At 64.5% G+C, this 18,562-nt stretch carries 16 protein-coding genes and 1 riboswitch; of the genes, 10 read left to right on the forward strand and 6 right to left on the reverse strand.

What is annotated here, in order from left to right; genetic code table 11:
- Positions 1-253: 253 nt before the first annotated feature.
- Positions 254-1,438 (reverse strand): trans-sulfuration enzyme family protein, encoded by a 1,185-nt coding sequence (locus tag AC0L58_RS11055; RefSeq protein WP_473683332.1) that lies wholly within the window; start codon positions 1,436-1,438, stop codon positions 254-256.
- 95 nt (positions 1,439-1,533) lie between these two features.
- Here AC0L58_RS11055 and AC0L58_RS11060 point away from each other — a divergent pair, with 95 nt between their 5' ends.
- Complete coding sequence (locus AC0L58_RS11060; RefSeq protein ID WP_473683334.1) at positions 1,534-2,010, forward strand: Lrp/AsnC family transcriptional regulator; 477 nt, start codon at positions 1,534-1,536, stop codon at positions 2,008-2,010.
- 51 nt (positions 2,011-2,061) lie between these two features.
- Here the strand turns inward: AC0L58_RS11060 and AC0L58_RS11065 are convergent, their stop codons facing one another.
- The 4 genes from AC0L58_RS11065 to AC0L58_RS11080 all read right to left on the reverse strand — a co-directional run bounded on the left by AC0L58_RS11065 (position 2,062) and on the right by AC0L58_RS11080 (position 4,785).
- Positions 2,062-2,676: a response regulator gene (locus AC0L58_RS11065; RefSeq protein WP_473683336.1), complete on the reverse strand. Its 615-nt coding sequence runs from the start codon at positions 2,674-2,676 to the stop codon at positions 2,062-2,064.
- 110 nt (positions 2,677-2,786) lie between these two features.
- On the reverse strand, positions 2,787-3,188 hold the full coding sequence (locus AC0L58_RS11070; RefSeq protein WP_473683338.1) for an RNA-binding S4 domain-containing protein: 402 nt from the start codon (positions 3,186-3,188) through the stop codon (positions 2,787-2,789).
- A 25-nt stretch (positions 3,189-3,213) separates the two neighbouring features.
- Positions 3,214-3,804, reverse strand: coding sequence for a response regulator (locus AC0L58_RS11075; protein ID WP_473683340.1), 591 nt, complete (start codon positions 3,802-3,804; stop codon positions 3,214-3,216).
- Between the two features lie 69 nt (positions 3,805-3,873).
- Positions 3,874-4,785 (reverse strand): AEC family transporter, encoded by a 912-nt coding sequence (locus AC0L58_RS11080; RefSeq protein WP_473683342.1) that lies wholly within the window; start codon positions 4,783-4,785, stop codon positions 3,874-3,876.
- A gap of 126 nt (positions 4,786-4,911) precedes the next feature.
- On the opposite strand from AC0L58_RS11080, the gene AC0L58_RS11085 reads away from it, so the two are divergent.
- From AC0L58_RS11085 to AC0L58_RS11110, 6 genes are all read left to right on the forward strand, one after another.
- Positions 4,912-6,054, forward strand: a complete 1,143-nt coding sequence (locus AC0L58_RS11085) for a phosphotransferase enzyme family protein (RefSeq protein WP_473683344.1) — start codon at positions 4,912-4,914, stop codon at positions 6,052-6,054.
- A gap of 147 nt (positions 6,055-6,201) precedes the next feature.
- Positions 6,202-6,297, forward strand: a riboswitch (TPP riboswitch).
- Positions 6,298-6,355: 58 nt separating this feature from the next.
- Positions 6,356-8,548 (forward strand): TonB-dependent siderophore receptor, encoded by a 2,193-nt coding sequence (locus AC0L58_RS11090; protein WP_473683346.1) that lies wholly within the window; start codon positions 6,356-6,358, stop codon positions 8,546-8,548.
- On the forward strand, positions 8,548-9,135 hold the full coding sequence (gene pnuC, locus AC0L58_RS11095) for a nicotinamide riboside transporter PnuC (protein ID WP_473683348.1): 588 nt from the start codon (positions 8,548-8,550) through the stop codon (positions 9,133-9,135). Before AC0L58_RS11090 ends, pnuC begins: the two co-directional genes overlap by 1 nt.
- A gap of 72 nt (positions 9,136-9,207) precedes the next feature.
- Positions 9,208-9,882, forward strand: a complete 675-nt coding sequence (locus AC0L58_RS11100; protein WP_473683349.1) for a hypothetical protein — start codon at positions 9,208-9,210, stop codon at positions 9,880-9,882.
- Between the two features lie 76 nt (positions 9,883-9,958).
- On the forward strand, positions 9,959-10,681 hold the full coding sequence (locus tag AC0L58_RS11105; RefSeq protein ID WP_473683351.1) for a glutathione S-transferase N-terminal domain-containing protein: 723 nt from the start codon (positions 9,959-9,961) through the stop codon (positions 10,679-10,681).
- 92 nt (positions 10,682-10,773) lie between these two features.
- On the forward strand, positions 10,774-11,400 hold the full coding sequence (locus tag AC0L58_RS11110) for a DUF4124 domain-containing protein (RefSeq protein WP_473683353.1): 627 nt from the start codon (positions 10,774-10,776) through the stop codon (positions 11,398-11,400).
- Between the two features lie 72 nt (positions 11,401-11,472).
- Here AC0L58_RS11110 and AC0L58_RS11115 read toward each other — a convergent pair whose 3' ends face one another.
- Positions 11,473-12,819, reverse strand: a complete 1,347-nt coding sequence (locus AC0L58_RS11115; RefSeq protein ID WP_473683355.1) for a M48 family metallopeptidase — start codon at positions 12,817-12,819, stop codon at positions 11,473-11,475.
- 173 nt (positions 12,820-12,992) lie between these two features.
- Between AC0L58_RS11115 and AC0L58_RS11120 the strand changes: the two genes are divergently transcribed.
- From AC0L58_RS11120 to AC0L58_RS11130, 3 genes are all read left to right on the forward strand, one after another.
- Entirely contained in the window at positions 12,993-13,673 is a 681-nt protein-coding gene (locus AC0L58_RS11120) for a DUF502 domain-containing protein (RefSeq protein WP_473683357.1), read from the forward strand.
- 198 nt (positions 13,674-13,871) lie between these two features.
- Positions 13,872-15,995, forward strand: a complete 2,124-nt coding sequence (locus tag AC0L58_RS11125; RefSeq protein ID WP_473683359.1) for a M13 family metallopeptidase — start codon at positions 13,872-13,874, stop codon at positions 15,993-15,995.
- A gap of 290 nt (positions 15,996-16,285) precedes the next feature.
- Positions 16,286-18,415: a M13 family metallopeptidase gene (locus AC0L58_RS11130; protein ID WP_473683361.1), complete on the forward strand. Its 2,130-nt coding sequence runs from the start codon at positions 16,286-16,288 to the stop codon at positions 18,413-18,415.
- Positions 18,416-18,562 lie beyond the last annotated feature (147 nt).

Below are 18,562 nucleotides of genomic sequence, written 5' to 3' on the forward strand. Positions count from 1 at the left end.
CGCGCTGAACTCGTCGATCTCCAGCCCCGCAAGCCGTATGCAGACGTGGCCGCGCCTGCGTTCGATCCTTGATCAACCCTGCCGTGGCGACGAGCCGTGTCGATGCGCCGCGTGCGAACCGCCAATCAAAGCGCCCCCATCCGCCCTGTCGGGCACCTTCCCCCGTAAACGGGGGAAGGGACTTACGCAAACCATGAGTCAGATGCCTTCAGCCCTCGGCATCACCAAGGTGGCCTGCATGGCAAGCGGCGGCTCAGGCCGCCTCGGCCGCCGATATGCCGCGCAGCGCCTGCGCCAGGTCGTTCCAGAGGTCGTCCAGATGCTCGATGCCGACCGACAGGCGCAGCAGGCCCGGCGTGATGCCGTGTTGCGCCTGGGTCGCCGCGTCGACGACGCGATGGGTCAGTCCGGCCGGATGCTGGATCAGGGTGTCGACCGAACCCAGGCTCACCGCCGGCGTGGCCAGTCGCACTGCCGCCATGACCTGGGCCGCCGCCGCATGACCGCCGCGCACTTCGAATGCCATCAGGCTGCCCGGTCCCGACATCTGGGTGTCCACCAGATGCGCATTCGCCACGGTACCGAGGCCGGGATAACAGACCTTGGTCACCGCCGGATGCGCGGCCAGCAACTTCGACAACTTGCGCGCATTGTCCTGCGCCTTCAGCACGCGCAGCGACAGTGTCTGCAAGCCGCGATGCAACAGGTAGGCGCCCAGCGGATGCAACAGACCGCCGGTTGCCGCGCGCACCTGGCGCAGCGCCGCGCCCCACTCCGCATCGCAGGCAACCACGCCGGCGATCACGTCGCCGTGGCCTCCGAGGAACTTGGTGGCGCTGTGCAAGACCAGCGTGGCGCCGAGCGCCGCAGGCTGCTGCAGCACGGGCGTGGCAAAGGTGGAATCGACCAGCACCGGCACCGACCCGGCGGCCTTCACGACGGCGGCGATGTCGATCAGGTCCAGCGTGGGATTCGCCGGCGTCTCGATGATGACCAGCGCCGTGTCGGCGTTGACCGCGCCGGCCACATCCTTCGGTTCGACCCAGCGCGTGGTGATACCGAGCAGGCCGGATTTCAGCAGATGATCGTTGGTGCCGTACAGCGGACGCACCGCCAGTACATGCTTGCCGCGCTGCCCTGCAGCAAGCAGGCATGCCGACATCGCCGCCATGCCGGAACCGAACGCCACTGCGTCGGTGGTGCCCTCCAGTTGGGCCAGCGCGTTTTCGAAGCGCGCCACCGTGGGATTGTGCAGCCGCGCGTAGATCGGATTGGCGGCCGTGGCCGCGCCGCCCACCAGCGCGTCGAAGCTGGCGGTGCCTTCGGCGAGATCGCGCACCGGATAGGTGGTGGACAGGTCCAGCGGTGGTGCATGCACGCCAAGCTCGCCGAAATCTTCGCGACCGGCATGCACACCGAGGGTTTCGAGACGTGACATCAGGACCCACTCCATTCGACAAATTAGTCCCAGTCTAGAATCATTGGCCGCATCGAAAATTCATCACCGAATTATATTTCGAGGAAGCCTCTGCAATGCGCCTTGATCGAATCGACTTCGCCATACTGCGCGAGCTGCGAAAGAACGCTCGACTGCCCAACAAGACGCTGGCCGAACGCATCGGCGTGGCAGCCTCGACGGCGTTGGAAAGGGTGCGTCGGTTACGCGAGAGTGGTGCGATCAGCGGCTATCACGCGGAGATCGCGCCGGCCGCCGTGGGAATCGGTCTGCAGGCAATGATCAGCGTGCGCCTGGCACGCCATTCCCGCGACGACCTGAATGCATTTCATGCCTACCTGCTGACCCTGCGCGAGGTGCTGGCGTTCTACCACGTGGCCGGCGCCAACGACTATCTGCTGCACGTGGCAGTGGCCAACAGCGATCACCTGCGCGATTTCGCCCTGGACGCCTTCACGACCCGGCCCGAGGTGGCACACATCGAAACCAGCCTGATCTTCACGTTCCGGCGCAACCCCGAGTTGGCGATCTACCGATCCGAAGATGAGGCTTGAGCCGCGACCGCGGAAAACCATTCTTGCGGCGCATTGGACGCCGCGCGGGATTCAGGCCACGTGTTCCAGTGCCACCACCGGCGTCTCGCCATGGCCCGACTCACCCGCATCGGGCATCGCGATGTCGGGGATGCTGTCGAGCACTTCGGCTTGCAACACCGGCAGTGAAAGCGCCCCTGCTGCCGAGGCGTCACGTGCCGCCAGTCGCCCGGCAGCCACCAGGTGCCCAATGCGCTCGTACACGTCATCGCGGTCGAACGGCTTTTTCATGAAATCATCGGCGCCGTAACGCTGCAGGTAGAACTGCTCGGTGGCTTGCTGGTTGCCGCTGATCATGATGATCGGGATCTCGCGCGTCAGCGGATCGTGGCGCAGCGCACGCAACACGCTGAAACCGTTCATGCCGGGCATCACCACGTCGAGAAAAATCAAGGCCGGCGTCTCGCTGCGTGCCAGTTCAATGGCAGCGGTACCGTCCGTCGCCTTCAGCACGTGGTAGCCATCCTGGCCCAGCATCTTGCCCAGCACGGCGCAGATCGTGGGCGAGTCATCCACCACCAGCATGCGTGCGCCGTGGGTGGTCTGCGCATGCTGGGCCTCGACGGCTTGCCCGCCCAGCAGTCGCTTGATGAAACCGATGCCGCTCTTGCGTACCAGTCCGTCCATGCAGTTCTCCGGGTCGCGGGAGGTGCGCGACAGGCGCGCCTCGTGGGAATGCACGCATACTCGCGCAGATGCATCCGACGTTTTGCGACGTACTGCTCAACGCGAGGTTTTCAGCGCAAGTCCTTGATCTTCCGCAATTGCCGTCGAGCCTGTTTGTCCGGGCGCTTCGGCGGATGGTCAAACGCCGCTCCGCTCAGGCGACGCTGTTCGCGCAAGGCTTCGCGCGCGATCCGACTGGCCTCCGTTTCGCGATAGAGCTGCTGGGCTTCGCTGGCCGGCCCGCGTCGTGATGCAAGGGCCAGCACGGCGACTTCCAGACGCTCCTGGCCGCGCCCGATACGCAACTGGTCTCCCACGTGCAGGGCCTTGGCAGGTTTGCAACCGGCATCATTGACCTCGACCCGACCCGCCTCGATCGCCTGTCGGGCCAGGCCGCGCGTCTTGAAAAACCGCGCCGCCCACAACCAGACGTCGGCACGCAGTTCGGCGGATCCGGAATCGGGCAGCGTCATCGCGGCCAGCACTCCACCAGACGGGTCAGGACGCTTCGCCTCGCGGCGGCACCATGTCTTCCGGATCCGGCATGGCGATGTCCGGAATCGCGGCGTGCTCGTCCGAAGTGAGCGCGGGCTCGTCTGGCAACACCGGCGCCGTCGTGCGAGGACGCACCACCAATCGACCGGACTGGGTCAGGTGCTGCAAGCGCGCGAACACTTCGCCGCGACCGAATGGTTTCTTCATGAAATCGTCGGCGCCGAAGCGCTGCACGTAAAACTGTTCGGTCGCCTGCAGGTTGCCGCTGATCATCACAATGGGAATATCGTGGGTAAGCGGTTCGCGGCGCAAAGCGCGCAGCACGGCGAAGCCGTTCATGCCCGGCATCACGATGTCCAGAAAAATCAGGTCAGGCAGCTCGGCACGAGCCATCTTGATGGCCGTCTCGCCATCACCTGCCTTGAGCACGATGTGGCTGTCCTGACTCAGCATCTTGCCAAGCACGGCCCGGATCGTGGGCGAGTCATCCACCACCAGAATGTGTGCATTGCTGGGCACGCCGCTGCGCGGTACCGCACGGCGCTCGCCATGCTCCCCTCCGAAGAATTTGCGGATCAGCTCAAAGCCAGACATGACACGAGCCCCTGCTCTCTGGAATCCCTTGCCAAGTCTCGGTGCAGCGCCCTCCGGAAGCAAGCGTCGTCACGGCGTTGCGCCTCCCAGCAAGAGGTTGCCCAGCGGCACCGTGAGCAGCGACAGCACAATCCCGGCGCCCAGCACCGTGTTGGCCAAGGCCGGTTCGAGATCGTACTCATCGGCCAGAATGGCCGCCGACACCATCGGCGCCATCGCCGCCTGCAGCACTCCCACCGTGAGCACCAGGCCATCCACCCCGGCCGCCGCACCCATCAGCCAGCACAGCAACGGGGCCAGCAGCAGTTTCCACCCCAAGCCCAGGCTTGTCGCGCCGAGTTGGCGTTGGCCCGGGTGGAACTTGAACTGCAGTCCGACCGAGAACAGCGCCAGGGGAGTCAGCGTGGCTCCGATCGGCGCAAGGACGCCATTCATCCAGTCCGGCCAGCCACCAAGCCGACCGACCACGATGCCCAGCAGCAGCGCCAGGAACGGCGGGAAGGACAGGACCCGACGAAGCATCAGACGCGGATGCGGCGTACGTCCCGAGTAGATCGACGCCACCACGATGCCGGCCGAAGCCAGCACCGGAAATGCGCCTAGCTGGTCGGCCACCACCGCCACCGCCAATCCGGCCTTGCCATGCAAGGCCTGGATCAGCGGGTACCCCATGTAGGCGGTGTTGCCCAGACCGCACACCAGAATGAGCGCGCCGGTTCGTTGCCGCGACCAGCCCAGGCGCGGGCCGAGCAGGCCGAACAGCAGCCATGCGCCGCCAAAGGTGAGCCACATCGCCGCCACCGGAAACCATAGCTGCGCATCGACCTTGAGCTTCGGAATCAACTCCAGCACCAACGCCGCCAGGGCCACGTTCAGCACCCACCAGTTGATGCCTTGCACGATGCCGGCCGGCGGCCTGGCAAAGCGGGCCACCAGCACGCCCAGGAACAGGCACACGAAAAGCAACAGCAATGCACTCATGGAATCACGGCAGACCTCGGAATGAGCCGCCCATTAAACGCGATAGCGGCGCGGGCGGAAAGCAGCGGCGGTGCCCATCGGCCATAATCCAGCCCGACTTATCGGCAAGGTTGCCTGCACCTCTCCATGAATTCCGATCATCTCGTGCACGGACTGGCCGGCGACGAAATCGCGCCGGACTGGCCAGCTTTGACCTCGTCGGAACTCGAGTCGCTGTTGCAGCGCTATCCGCAACCGGGTTCGCCACTGCGCATCGCATGGCACAGTCCGCGACCGCTATCGGCGGCCTGTCTGGTCGAGACCACCGCGGGCGCGTATTTCGTTAAGCGGCATCACCAGCGCGTGCGCACCGTCGCCACGCTGACCGAAGAGCATCGCTTCATGGCACACCTGCGCGGCCAGGGCATGCCCGTCCCGGAAGTGATGCTCGATCTGGAAGGCGAAAGCGCCGTATCAATGGGCGACTGGACCTACGAAATACACCAGCGCGCCGCCGGCATCGACCTCTATCGCGAGACGATTTCCTGGGAGCCGCTGGCCAATCGGAGGCACGCGCTCAGCGCCGGACGCATGCTCGCCAGGCTGCACCAGGCAGGCACGGACTACGACGCCGCGCAGCGCCGAACCCACATCCTCGTGGCACGCAGCGAGCTGATTGCCGCCGCCGATCCGGTGGCGGCGTTGCGTGCGGACCTGTCGCAACGACCCGGCCTGGCGGACTATCTCCGACGCCGCGATTGGCAGGAGGATCTCGCCGCATTGTTCGCTCCGTGGCATGCCAGGCTCCAGCCGCGGCTGATTCGTGAGCCACGCATGTGGACCCATGGCGACTGGCATGTCTCGAACCTGTGCTGGAGTGACGCCGGCGACGACGCAAGCATCACCGCAGTCCTCGACTTCGGCCTGGCTGCCGCGAACTGCGCGCTGTTCGATCTGGCCACCGCCATCGAGCGCAATGCCATCGCCTGGCTGCGACTGGACACCGGCTTGCAGGCGATTCATCCCGACATCGCCCGAGCGCTGATCGAAGGCTATCGCGAGATCCGGCCACTGGATGATGATGACATTTGTTTGCTGGCCGATCTGCTGCCGCTGGTCCATGTGGATTTCGCGCTGTCCGAAGTGGAGTACTTCCACGCCATCACGCACTCGACGGCGAGCGCCGATGTTGCCTACGACGCGTTCCTGTGTGGCCACGCCGCGTGGTTCGGCACGCCCGCCGGGCAGGTGCTGCTGCAGTCTATTCGCGGGCTTTCCAGCGGCGCGTAATCGCGGGCACTTGCCATCGGCCTTTTGCGTTGTGGTGTGGTAGAACGCGGAGCGCGAGCGGCGGGCGGAGCCTGCCCTGCGTGTCGGAAGTTTTGTGGCATGCGAGACGGTCTCGGCAAACTGTGCCCATTCGTGTTTCAATACGCGCTCTTGAAGCGGGGGTGCCTGGCGAAGCCGGGCTGAGAGAGTCCCTTGGAACCTGATCCGGTTTGTACCGGCGTAGGGAGCTTGCAAAGTCGATGCGTCCGGGCGGGCGTGTCGGCTTGCCGTCGCTTCGTCTGCAACCCCGAAGGCGACGACGATGACACGCTCCCCCCTTGTACTTGCCCTGCTGGCCACGTTCGGCCTGACCCATGCCGCCCATGCCGCTGACGCGAAACCCGACGCCACCGCGCTGGCCGAATCGACCGGTGCACCGCAGGCCACCGACCTCAGCCCCGTGCATGTGGAGGCCCGCGCCCCGGAAAAGCGCAACAGCGGGATCGACAGCTACGGCAATGCTTCGCTGCACGACACCCCGGCCTCGGTCACGGTGGTCACACGTGAACAGCTGGACGATCGCCAGGTCCGCACGCTGAGCGAACTGGCGCGCGAGGACGCCTCACTGGGCGACAACTACGCGCCGGTCGGCTACTACCAGGACATCTCGATCCGCGGCTATCCGCTGGACCCGGCCACCGGTTTCCGCGGCAACAATCTGAACATCACCGGCGAGCAGAAGATTCCGCTGGAAGATCGCCAGCGCGTGGAAATCCTCAAAGGTCTGGCCGGGATCGAGGCCGGCGTGATGGCGCCGGGCGGCGTGGTCAACTACGTCAGCAAGCGGCCGGCCGATGTACGCACCGTGACCCTGGGCACCGATTCGCACGGCTCGCGCTACGGCGCGCTGGACATCGGTGGCTGGCTCACGCCGACATTCGGACTGCGCGTGAATGCGGCACACGAGGACATCCACTCCTATGTGCGCCACGCCGATGGCCGGCGCAGCATGCTGTCTCTGGCAGCCGACTGGAAAGTCAGCGACAAGGCCACGCTGGAGCTGGACAGCGACTACCAGACCAGCGGCCAGCGTTCGGTATCCGGCTACCAGCTGCTCGGCGGCACCACCATTCCGGAACATGCAGATGCTTCGCGCATGCTCGGCTTCGAACCGTGGCAACAGCCGGTTGGCATCGACTCGTCCAACAGCAGCCTGCGCTTCGACTACACGCTGAGCGACGACTGGCGCCTGCGCCTGGCCGGTGGCCACAGCCGCAGCGTGATCGACGACAACGTGGCCTTCGCCTATGGCTGCTTCTACTCCAGCGACTGCGCCGACGGCACCACGCCCGGCTGGTTCTTTGCGCCGAATGGCGACTACGACATCTACGATTTCCGCAGCCCCGACGACACCCGGGTCAGCGACGAGGCGCGCGCCGTCCTCGAAGGCCACCTGTACACCGGTGCGCTGAGCCATGAGCTGAGCATCGGCGCCAGCGCATTCCGCCGCACCATCGACCGCCGTGCCTACGTGTACGACTACGTTGGCACCGGCAATATCGACCAGGTCGATCCGCCCTATTTCGCGCCGTCGCCCAACCAGCCCGGCATCTCCGTGCGTCGACTGACCAGTTGGCAGCATCCGCTGTTCGCACTCGATCGCGTCCACCTCGGCGACCACTGGCAGCTGATCGCCGGCGAGCGCCTGGTGCACCTGCACGAACGCAGCTACGACGACACCGGTGCGCCGGAGCGCGATACCCGACTGAGCAAGGCGCTGCCACAGGCTGCCGTGCTGTGGCAGCCGAATGCGCCGACCACCGTCTACCTGAGTTACAGCGAAGGGCTTTCGCTGGGCATCGAAGCGCCCTACTGGACCAGCAACGGCGGCACTCTGCTGGGTCCGCGGCTCTCGCGTCAGGTAGAGGCCGGACTCAAGGTCCAGGTCAGCGATGCGCTGGATCTCACCGGTGCGGTCTATCGCATCCACCAGCCCTACCAGTTCGCCCAACCGGACAGCACGCCCGAAGGCTTCACCTTCATTCAACGCGGACAAGAAGTGCACAGCGGTCTCGAGCTTGGCGCACACGGCAAACTCGGCGACAACCTGCGGATCGTCGCCAGTGCCAACGTCATCCAGGCGCGCGCCGAGAACACAGGCACGCCGTCGTACGAAGGCCATCAAGTCGTCAACGTGCCACGCTTCCGCAGCGCCTTGCATGCCGACTACCGGCTGCCGTTCGCGCCAAAGCTGAGCCTGCTCGGCGGCTGGCGCTACGCCTCTTCCAACGTCGCCACGCCGGATGGCGCGGTTCGCGTGCCGGCCTACCACGTGTTCGATGCCGGGCTGCGCTATGCCACGACGTGGAACAATCATGCGCTGACCTGGCGGCTGTCGGTGGACAATGTGTTCAACCGCTTCTACTGGCGCGACACGGGCACCACCGGTGGCGACAGCTACCTGTTCCCCGGCGCACCACGACTGGCCCGCCTGTCACTGAGCTACGCCTTCTGATGGCCTGGATCGAACTCATCGGCGCCCTGATCAGCGCCTGGGCCGTATGGCTCACGGCCAAACGGCGACCATGGTGCTGGCCGGTCGGGTTGGTGTCGGTGCTTGTCTACAGCGGGATCTTCATCGACGCGAAGTTGTATTCCGATGCCTTGCTGCAGTTGGCCTTCGCCGGCCTGATCATCTACGGCTGGCGTCGCTGGCTGCAGCATATGGGTGACGATGGCCGCGTCCAGGTTGCGCCGCTGCCGCGCATGCAGGCGATCGGCCACGTGGCGATCGGCGCGCTGGCGGCGCTGCTGCTCGGCTACTCCATGCATCGCTGGACCGATGCCGCGCTGCCCTGGCTGGACGCGGCGCTGACCGCCTTCAGCCTGGTCGCGCAATGGTGGCAGGGCCGCCGCCACATCGCGGCGTGGTGGCTGTGGATTGCGGTCGACGTGATCTATGTCGGCGAATACATCTACAAGCACCTGCTGATCACGTCCGTGCTTTATGCAGGCTTCGTCGTGCTGGCAGTCATCGGCCTGCGTGCCTGGCGCCATGCCGGCGCGCAGCCTGCGTTGGAAGCACCCGCGGCATCCTCCTGAAACAAAATCTTGGTCGGCGTATCCTGCGGCGAAGAAGCCCTGCACCGACGCGATGGATCAAGAGGAGACGCCATGAACAAGCCATGGATCGTTCCTGTCGTCATCGGATGGTGCCTGTGCCTGCTGGTTTGTCCAGCGCTGGCACAGACTGATCCGACGCTGCCACAAACCAACCTGCCCGAAGTCACGGTCACCGCCCCCTACAGCAGGACGCACCGCGGCTACCTGATTTCCGGCGATTTCAAGGTCGACTCACGCATGCCATTCGTGGTGTTCCCGGCGCAGGCGCTGGTCAAGGACGACATCCTCAGCATCCAGCCGATCCAGCTTGCGGACGATGAGTACCTGGTGTTGCAGGAGTGCGCCCGCGCCGATTGCAGCGAGGCCCACGTCGTGCGCGTGTGGAACGCCGGTGGTGCGACCGGAACGGTCGCCAACAGCGAAAACCGGATCTGGATCAAGCACGAGAACAAATACTTCATCTGGCTCAAGCAACTGCCGTGGCTGGGCGCGGGGATGAGCTGCCGACTGTGCGGCAGCCGCTTCAACAACTTCCAGGCGATCAGCCCGCCACTGACCCTGATTCCGGTGGGACTGCTGGCCGCCGAAAACCGGCATGCACTGCAAGCTGCCAGAACCGCGGCCCCGATTCCGGTGCAGTCGCAAAAGCATGACGGCGCGACCTTCGTCGTCACCTTCAAGGGCGGCAGCACGGTACGCATCAAGCGCATGCATGCGACGAATTGAAAACACTTCACGGCTGTTCCGATAAGCTCGCATTCCCCCTTGCTGGTCCATGCGCTCCATGCACCACGCATGTTCAATGACGGAGAGAACGAGTTTGCCAAACCTGTCGCGATTCCCCATCACCACGCGCTGGCCCGCGCAACATCCCGACCGCATCCAGCTGTATTCGCTGAACACGCCGAACGGCGTGAAGGTATCGATCATGCTGGAGGAAACCGGCTTGCCGTATGAGCCGCACCTGGTCGACATCACGGCCGACGAAAGCCATACACCGGAGTTCCTGTCGCTCAACCCCAACGGCAAGATTCCCGCGATCATCGATCCGACCGGTCCGGGTGGTGAGCCGATGGCCTTGTTCGAGTCGGGCGCGATCCTGCTGTACCTGGCCGACAAGAGCGGCCGCTTCATCCCGACCGAGCCAGCGCAGCGCTGGGAGTGCATCCAGTGGGTGTTCTTCCAGATGGCCTCGATCGGCCCGATGTTCGGACAGCTTGGCTACTTCAACAAGTTCGCCGGCAAGGAGCTCACCGACAAGCGCCCGCTCGAACGCTACGTCAACGAATCGAAACGGCTGCTTCACGTGCTCGACGATCGCCTCGCCGGCCGCCACTGGATCATGGGCGATGACTACAGCATTGCCGACATCGCCACGCTCGGCTGGGTAGACAACCTGATTACCTTCTACGAGGCACGCGAGCTGGTGGAATACGATCACCTGAAACACGTCCCCGCATGGCTGGAGCGCGCGTTGGCGCGACCGGCAGTGGCACGCGGGTTGCAAATCCCCGGCAAGGAGTGAACGCGCCGCCAACGGCTGGACACCGGCCTGCGCGACGCGCAAGCTTTCATCCACGCGATGTTAAGCCACGCTGATGCAGAGTGAATGCTGCCATGAAAGCCTCGACTTACGGATTGCTTCTTCCGGGTGTTGCCATCGCGCTGTGGCTGCTCGCACCGGCTGCCTCTGCGCAGAACATCTACAAATGCCCGCAGCCGGGCGGCACCGTTGCCTACACGGATCACCCCTGCCCCGCCGGCAACGGTGAATTGCTGCACAAGGCCGACGACAGCGAGGTGATCGATCGCTACCTGCGCCTGGGCCAGGACAAGCTGGCCAAACAGTATGCCGACGCCCGCCACCTCGACGCGCTCTACGAGGCGCGCCTGGCGGCGTATCGACAAGCGCAGGAAGAAAAGGCCCAACGTCAGCATGAGGAGGCCCTCGCCGCGCAGCAACGCGAGTACCAAGCGCAACAGCAAGCCATGCAGGACCAGATCGCCGACCGCAACCGACTGGAAGCGGAAAACGACGCGCTGCGCCAGCAGAACGAGCAGTACCGCGATGAATTGTCCCAGCCGGTGCCCGAGTACGCGCCCACCTACTGGGGCGGAATACCTCCGCCGTACTGGCGCGGGCCGTACCGCCACGATCGCGACCCAGGCAGCCGTTGGACACCGCCGTCACCACCGGTGTACCAACCTTGCACGCAGCTTGCCGGCGGACGGGTGAAATGCTGAGCAAGCAGCCCGCCGAACGGTAATGACAACGCGCGCAGCTTGCCGCTACGCGCATTGGTTGCATGGGCTGCCTCAGTGCGCGCCCGGCGGCGCGAACGCGTCGCCGCGACGCACGTCGGCATCTTTCAAGTGTTCGGCCTTCCATACCATCGCGCGATGGATGCGCTGCCACCCGCTGGGATGGTCGAAGAACAGAAATTCCTCGATCGGGCCGGGATGCATCTTGCGGTATTCGGAAAGCTGCACCGCCGCCTGGGCAAAGCCGTCGGGCTGGCGCGCGGCATTCAGGCCGAACGCATCGGCCTCGGCCTCCATGCTGCGGGTGATGGTGTTGTTCACCGGCGTCATCACGAACATGAAAATCGCGAACAAGGCGACGATCAGCGGCAAGCCGGCCACATCACCGACCCCGCGCAGCCCCCAGCGCTCACCCCAGCGCCGTTCCGCCCAGCCGAAGCCCCAGCGCACGAAAGCGAAGCCGATCACGATGATGACGCCGAAGAAGACGATGCCCTTGTAGACGTGGTTGAGCACGTAGTGCCCCATCTCGTGACCGAGCACGGCCTTGACCTCCTCCGGCGACCCGCGCTTGAGCAGGTTGTCGTTGAGGCTGATGCGGGTAGTGCCGAACATGCCGCTGACGTTGGCACTGATGCGTTTGCTCTGGCGCGAGGCGTCGAACCAGTAGACATCGGTCGCGGGAATGCCGTTGGCGCGAGCCATCGACAGGATCTCCGCCTTGAGCGGAGTGTCCGGCAGTGACTTGTAAGTATTGAACAGCGGTGCGATGTACACGGGCGCGATGGTGGCCGTGAACATCGCGAACACGATCGCCACGCCGGCACCCCACAGCCACCACGTGCGCGTGGCCTTGCGAATAACCGCATAAATGATCACCAGCGCCGCCGTGGCCAGGATCAATTCCACCATCAATCCCGTCGCCTGTTCGCCCAGCCAGCTGCCGAAGGTCATGTTGGACAGGCCGTACTGGTGCTCGCGGAAGTAGCCTTCGTAGATGTTCCAGGGCAGGGTCAGCAGGGTCACCAGCACGATGTACTGCACGGCATAGATCGCTGTCTGCAACCAGCGCAGGCGGGTCGCACGCTCGGCGAGGTTGCGCATGCGCGCGGACAACCTCGTGCCCAGCAGCAACCAGGCCACGCCCAGCGCCACCAGCAAATCCCACAGGATCAGCCAGTAACCGCCTTCGAAATACGCATCGGAGTTGGCCCGCTGCGCCGGCGTCAGCTCGGCCATGTAGGCTTCGGTGGCGGCGTTGACGTTGAACGGGGCAGCGGATTCAGTCATCCGGGTCGTCTGCGCCGGCGCTGGAGGTGGCGATGACGTCGCAACCGCCTGCGCATGGACCGCACTCACAACAAGCAACGCGAACAGCAGCACGCCAAGCAGTCGCTTCATGGAAATCCCCCCGTGAAAACATGCAAGCTAGCCCAATCCGACGATCACTGCCAAGGCGGCCCATCTTGGGCACGTCTCATGCCCCGCCAGACGCGTGCCGATTCCGTTCACGGAATCACTGCAGGCATGGCGTCACCACTTACAATGTGAAACCCGCACCAAGGGATAGATCGATGCCACCGCTGCGCCTCAAACGCTACCTGCTGACCGGCCTGCTGACCTTCATCCCGCTATGGGTGACCTGGCTGGTGTTCAAATTCGTGCTGGGGGTGCTGGCGGGAATCGGCGCACCGCTGGTTGCCGCCTTGCTCGGCGCCCTGTCGCTGGTCGCGCCGCGAACGGCGGATGCGCTGAATGCGCAATGGCTGACCTTCGTCGTTGCGCTGCTGATCACGCTGGTGTCGCTGTACGTGCTGGGGTTTGTGGCAACTCGCGTGATCGGCCAGCGCTTCCTCAACGGCTTCGACGCACTGCTGGCCCGCATCCCGTGGGTGCAGACCATTTATGGTGGCACCAAGAAGCTGATGGCCGCACTGCAGAACAAGCCCGGCGGCCTGCAACGCGTGGTGCTGATCGACTTTCCACGCCGTGGCATGAAGGTGGTCGGCTTCGTCACCCGGGTAATGATCGAGGAAGGCACCGGCCGCGAGATGGCGGCGGTGTATATCCCCACCACACCCAATCCCACCGGCGGCTATCTGGAGCTGGTGCCGGTCGATGAGTTGACCCCGACCGACTGGACCATGGACCAGGCCATGGCATTCATCATTTCCGGCGGCGCTGTGGCACCCGACTTCCTGCCCGCCTCGCCATCGACCATCGCGCGGCACGTCGGCACCGACGCCAACGAGTGAGCCTCCCGAGGAACCGGTCGCCCCCGGCATCCGCGCAGGAACCAGCACCTGGCTACCCTGACCTTTGACACTATCTGACCCATGACGATTGACCTAGCGTAACCGGCCATGTCCGCGCCACCGGGGGAGCATACGCGCGCGGCCATCCCGCTTTTCAACCTGCCCGACGGGCAACCCCACTCATCCAGAAGGACATCCATGACCAAGCAGTATCTGAAGCCGATCGCACTGGCGATCAGCGTAGCCCTTGCGCTGACGGCCTGCGGCAAGCCCGACGCGGCGAACAATGCACCCAGCGCCAGCAGCAGCGCGCCTGCCACCGCCAGCACCACCGCCGCGGTAGACAACCGCAAGAGCATCTTCGACGTCAGCGAACTGGGCGCGCCGACCGAGGCGTGCCAGGACTTCAACCAGTTCGTCAATGCCAAGTGGGTCGACGCCAATCCGATCCCCGCCGATCGCACCCGCTGGGGCGCCTTCGACGAGCTCGCCGAGAACAGCCTCAAGACCCAGCACACCATCGTCGAGAATGCGGCCAAAAACGCCGACCAGGCAGCTGATGGCTCCATCAAGCAGAAGATCGGCTTCCTGTACAAGTCCGGCATGGACGAAGCGGCCATCGACAAGGCCGGCTTCGATCCGATCAAGCCCAAGCTGGCCGAGATCTCCAAGCTGAAGAACAGCCAGGACGTGGGGGACTATCTGAACAAGAGCTTCGCCAGCGGCGACATGCAGGTGTTCCAGTTCGGCTCCGGCGCCGATTTCAAGCACGCGGAAACGCAGATCGGCTACACCTTCCAGTCCGGCCTGGGCCTGCCGACCAAGGATTACTACACCGACCCGAAGCACGCGGACCTGCGCAAGGCCTACCTTGACTACATCGCCAAGACGCTGGAGCTGACCGGCGTCCCTGCCGCCGACGCGAAGCAGCAGGCCGATCAGGTCATGGCCTTCGAAACCAAGCTGGCCGCTGCCTCGCTGGCCCCGGTCGAGCTGCGCACGCCGGAAAACCAGTACCACTTCGTCAGCATCAAGGACGCCGACAAGGTCACGCCGCATTTCAGCTGGGAGAAGTTCTTCAAGGCCCAGGGCGTGACCATCGACAAGGGCTTCTCGCTGTCGCAACCGAAGTTCTTCGCCGAGTTCGACAAGCTGCTGGCCAAGGCGCCGGTCAGCCAGTGGCAGGCGTACCTGCGCTTCCACACCATCGATGACGCCTCCAATGCGCTGAGCAAGAACTTCCGCGACAACAAGTTCGACTTCTACGGCAAGACCCTGTCCGGCCAGCCGGAGCAGAAGCCGCGCTGGAAGCAGGTGCTGAGCGCGGTCAACGGCTCGATGGGCATGGCGCTGGGCGAACTCTACGTGGAGCAGGAGTTCACCCCGGAAGCCAAGCAGCGCGCCGAGGAACTGGTCACCAACGTGCGCAATGCGCTGAAGGCACGCATCGAGAACCTCGACTGGATGAGCGCCGAGACCAAGGCCAAGGCGATCGCCAAGTGGGACACCTTCCTGCCCAAGATCGGCTACCCCGACAAGTGGCGCAGCTGGGATGGTCTGAAGATCACTCCGGACAACTACTACGCCAACCTCGAGGCGGCTTCGAAGTTCAATTACGACTACGACATCGCCAAGATCGGCACGCCCACCGACCGCAAGGAATGGGGCATGACGCCGCAGACGGTCAACGCGTATTACAACCCCACCGACAACACGATCAACTTCCCGGCCGCGATCCTGCAGCCGCCGTTCTTCGATGCCAAGGCGGATGACGCGATCAACTACGGCGGTATCGGCGCGGTGATCGGCCACGAAGCCAGCCACGGCTTCGACGACCAGGGCAGCCAGTTCGATGGGGCCGGCAACAACGTCAACTGGTGGACCAAGGACGATCGTGCCAAGTTCGACGCACGCACCGCCAAGCTGGTACAGCAGTTCAACGATTACACGCCGATCAAGGACAAGCCGGATGCGCACGTCAACGGCCAGCTGACCCTGGGCGAGAACATCGCCGATCTGGGTGGCCTCAACGTGGCCTATGACGCGCTGCAGGTAGCCCTGAAACAGCACCCCGAAGAAGCCGGCAAGAAGATCGACGGCTACACCGAAGACCAGCGCTTCTTCCTCAACTGGGCGCGCGTGTGGCGCGGCAGCATCCGCGAGAAGCAGGCCTTGTTGCGCCTGAACACCGATCCGCACGCTCCGGCTTCGCTGCGCGCGATGGGCGCGCCGTCGAACATGCCGGCGTTCGCCAAGGCGTTCCAGTGCAAGGCAGGCGACCCGATGGTGCGGCCAACCGACAAGCAGGTAAACATCTGGTAAGCCCGCAACCTGCTTTCACCTGAAAGCCCCGAGGCTCCGCATGCAGATGCGGAGCCTCTTTTCTTGCGCCGCCGGGCGACCAGGCAACCCCCTTCGCACCCGCAGAACATCACCCGTGCTTCACTGCCGATGGCGTCCACGCGCGGCACCCCCGCCCCTGACCTTTGACACTGTCTGACCCATGACGTTTGGCCTAGCGTGGATCGGCGCTGCCGCAGCCTTGAGCCTTGCTGCGGCCGCACGGATCCAACGCAGCGCCTGCGGGCAAACCCACACCGGAGACTCGAGCCATGACAAAAACCTATTTGAAACCGCTGGTACTCGCTGCCAGCGTGGCGTTGGCGCTGACCGCCTGCGGCAAGCAGGAGTCCGCCAACACCCCGGCTGCCCCCGCCAGCAGCGCCAGCACGGCCAGCGCCTCGAGCACGGCCGCGGCACCGGCACCGGCACCCAGCGTGTTCGATGTCAGCGAGCTGGGCACGTCCCAGCAGGCGTGCCAGGACTTCAACCAGTTCGTCAACGCCAAGTGGATCGCCGCCAACCCGATCCCGGCCGACCAGACCGTGTGGGGTTCGTTCAACCTGCTGCGCGAAAAGAGTCTGAAAGATCAGCACGAACTGGTCGACGCCGCGGACAAGAACGCCGACAGTGCGGCGCCCGGCTCGATCGAGCAGAAAATCGGCTGGCTGTACCGCTCCAGCATGAACATGGACGCCCGCAACAAGGCCGGTTTCGAGCCGCTCAAGCCCTACCTGGCGAAGATCGACGCGCTGAAGTCGAACAAGGACATCCCGGCATGGCTGAACCAGTCCTTCACCAGGGGTGACAGCGCCGTGTTCCGCTTTGGCGCTCGCGCCGACTACAAGAACGCCAAGATGCAGATCGCCTATGCGGTGCAGGGCGGTCTGGGCTTGCCCACACCCGACTACTACACCGACGCCAAATACAAGGACGTCCGCGCCGAGTACGTGAAATACCTGGCCAAGTTGTTCGAACTGACCGGCACCCCGGCCAAGGAAGCGGCGAAGAAGGCCGACCTGGCGATGAAGTTCGAAACCGAGTTGGCCAAGCATTCCATTCCCCGCGTGGAGATGCGCAAGCCTGAAAACCAGTACCACTTCGTGACCGTGGCCGAGGCCAACAAGGTCACCCCGCATTTTGACTGGAACAAGTTCTTCCAGGCGCAAGGCGTCACCATCGACAAGGGTTTCTCGCTGTCGCAGCCCAAGTTCTTCGCCGAGATGGACAAGCTGCTGGCCAGCGCGCCGCTGGCCGAATGGAAGGCCTACCTGGCGGCTCACACGATCTCCGGCGCCGCCGACGCGCTGTCCGAGCCGTTCGTCGATGCGCGTTTCGATTTCTACGACAAGACCCTGCGCGGCCAGCCCGAGCAGAAGCCGCAGTGGAAACGTTCACTGAGCTCGGTCAACGATGCGATGGGCCAGGCGCTGGGCCAGCTGTACGTGGCCAAGTATTTCCCGCCGGACGCGAAGCAGCGCGCCGAGCAGCTGGTCACCAACGTGCGCGACGCCCTGAAGCACCGCATCGAGAACCTGGACTGGATGAGCGCCGAAACCAAGGCCAAGGCGATCGACAAGTGGAACAAGTTCCTGCCCAAGATCGGCTACCCCGACAAGTGGCGCAGCTGGGACGGCCTGAAAATCAGTCCGGACAACTACTTCGCCAACATGGAGGCGGCTCAAAAGTTCGACTACGACTACGACATCGCCAAGATCGGCCAGCCGACGGACCGCAAGGAGTGGTTCATGACGCCGCAGACGGTCAACGCCTATTACAACCCCACCGACAACACCATCAACTTCCCGGCCGCGATCCTGCAGCCGCCGTTCTTCTATGCGCATGGCGACGACGCCATCAACTACGGCGGCATCGGCGCGGTGATCGGCCACGAAGCCAGCCATGGCTTCGACGACCAGGGCAGCCAGTTCGACGGCAGCGGCAATCTGAACAACTGGTGGACGCCGGAGGACAAGAAGCAGTTCGACGAACGCGCACAACGACTGGTCGATCAGTTCGACAACTACGCTCCGCTGCCCGATCACCCCGACCTGCACGTCAACGGCAAGCTGACCCTGGGCGAGAACATCGCCGATCTGGGTGGCCTGAACATCGCCTATGACGCGCTGCAGACTGCACTGAAGAATCATCCGGCGGAAGCCAAGGAAAAGATCGACGGCTATACCGAGGACCAGCGTTTCTTCCTCAACTGGGCACGCGTGTGGCGTGGCAGCATCCGCGACAAGGCGCAGATGGTCTACTTGAACGCCGATCCGCATTCGCCGATGAAGTTCCGCGCCATCGGTGCGCCGTCCAACATGCCGGCGTTCGCCCAGGCGTTTCAATGCAAAGCCGGCGACGCCATGGTCCGGCCAGCCGACAAGCAGGTGAAGATCTGGTAACACCCATGCCGCACGCCGCCCGGATCTTCCTGTCGGGATGAGTCCGATGCGGCATCAGTGAGGCGACGCAAGCAAACGGCCCTGCGCGAAAGCGCAGGGCCGTTTGCTTTTCCGCGTGCGACTGAAGCGCCGGCCGGTGCCATGACC

It is taken from the genome of Rhodanobacter sp. G2-10 (assembly GCF_055809185.1).

Coding starts and splice junctions, on each gene's coding strand:
- AC0L58_RS11055 (WP_473683332.1), bottom strand. CDS start 1,438: ATGTCACGTCTCGAAACCCTCGGTGTGCATGCCGGTCGCGAAGATTTC.
- AC0L58_RS11060 (WP_473683334.1), top strand. CDS start 1,534: ATGCGCCTTGATCGAATCGACTTCGCCATACTGCGCGAGCTGCGAAAG.
- AC0L58_RS11065 (WP_473683336.1), bottom strand. CDS start 2,676: ATGGACGGACTGGTACGCAAGAGCGGCATCGGTTTCATCAAGCGACTG.
- AC0L58_RS11070 (WP_473683338.1), bottom strand. CDS start 3,188: ATGACGCTGCCCGATTCCGGATCCGCCGAACTGCGTGCCGACGTCTGG.
- AC0L58_RS11075 (WP_473683340.1), bottom strand. CDS start 3,804: ATGTCTGGCTTTGAGCTGATCCGCAAATTCTTCGGAGGGGAGCATGGC.
- AC0L58_RS11080 (WP_473683342.1), bottom strand. CDS start 4,785: ATGAGTGCATTGCTGTTGCTTTTCGTGTGCCTGTTCCTGGGCGTGCTG.
- AC0L58_RS11085 (WP_473683344.1), top strand. CDS start 4,912: ATGAATTCCGATCATCTCGTGCACGGACTGGCCGGCGACGAAATCGCG.
- AC0L58_RS11090 (WP_473683346.1), top strand. CDS start 6,356: ATGACACGCTCCCCCCTTGTACTTGCCCTGCTGGCCACGTTCGGCCTG.
- pnuC (WP_473683348.1), top strand. CDS start 8,548: ATGGCCTGGATCGAACTCATCGGCGCCCTGATCAGCGCCTGGGCCGTA.
- AC0L58_RS11100 (WP_473683349.1), top strand. CDS start 9,208: ATGAACAAGCCATGGATCGTTCCTGTCGTCATCGGATGGTGCCTGTGC.
- AC0L58_RS11105 (WP_473683351.1), top strand. CDS start 9,959: ATGACGGAGAGAACGAGTTTGCCAAACCTGTCGCGATTCCCCATCACC.
- AC0L58_RS11110 (WP_473683353.1), top strand. CDS start 10,774: ATGAAAGCCTCGACTTACGGATTGCTTCTTCCGGGTGTTGCCATCGCG.
- AC0L58_RS11115 (WP_473683355.1), bottom strand. CDS start 12,819: ATGAAGCGACTGCTTGGCGTGCTGCTGTTCGCGTTGCTTGTTGTGAGT.
- AC0L58_RS11120 (WP_473683357.1), top strand. CDS start 12,993: ATGCCACCGCTGCGCCTCAAACGCTACCTGCTGACCGGCCTGCTGACC.
- AC0L58_RS11125 (WP_473683359.1), top strand. CDS start 13,872: ATGACCAAGCAGTATCTGAAGCCGATCGCACTGGCGATCAGCGTAGCC.
- AC0L58_RS11130 (WP_473683361.1), top strand. CDS start 16,286: ATGACAAAAACCTATTTGAAACCGCTGGTACTCGCTGCCAGCGTGGCG.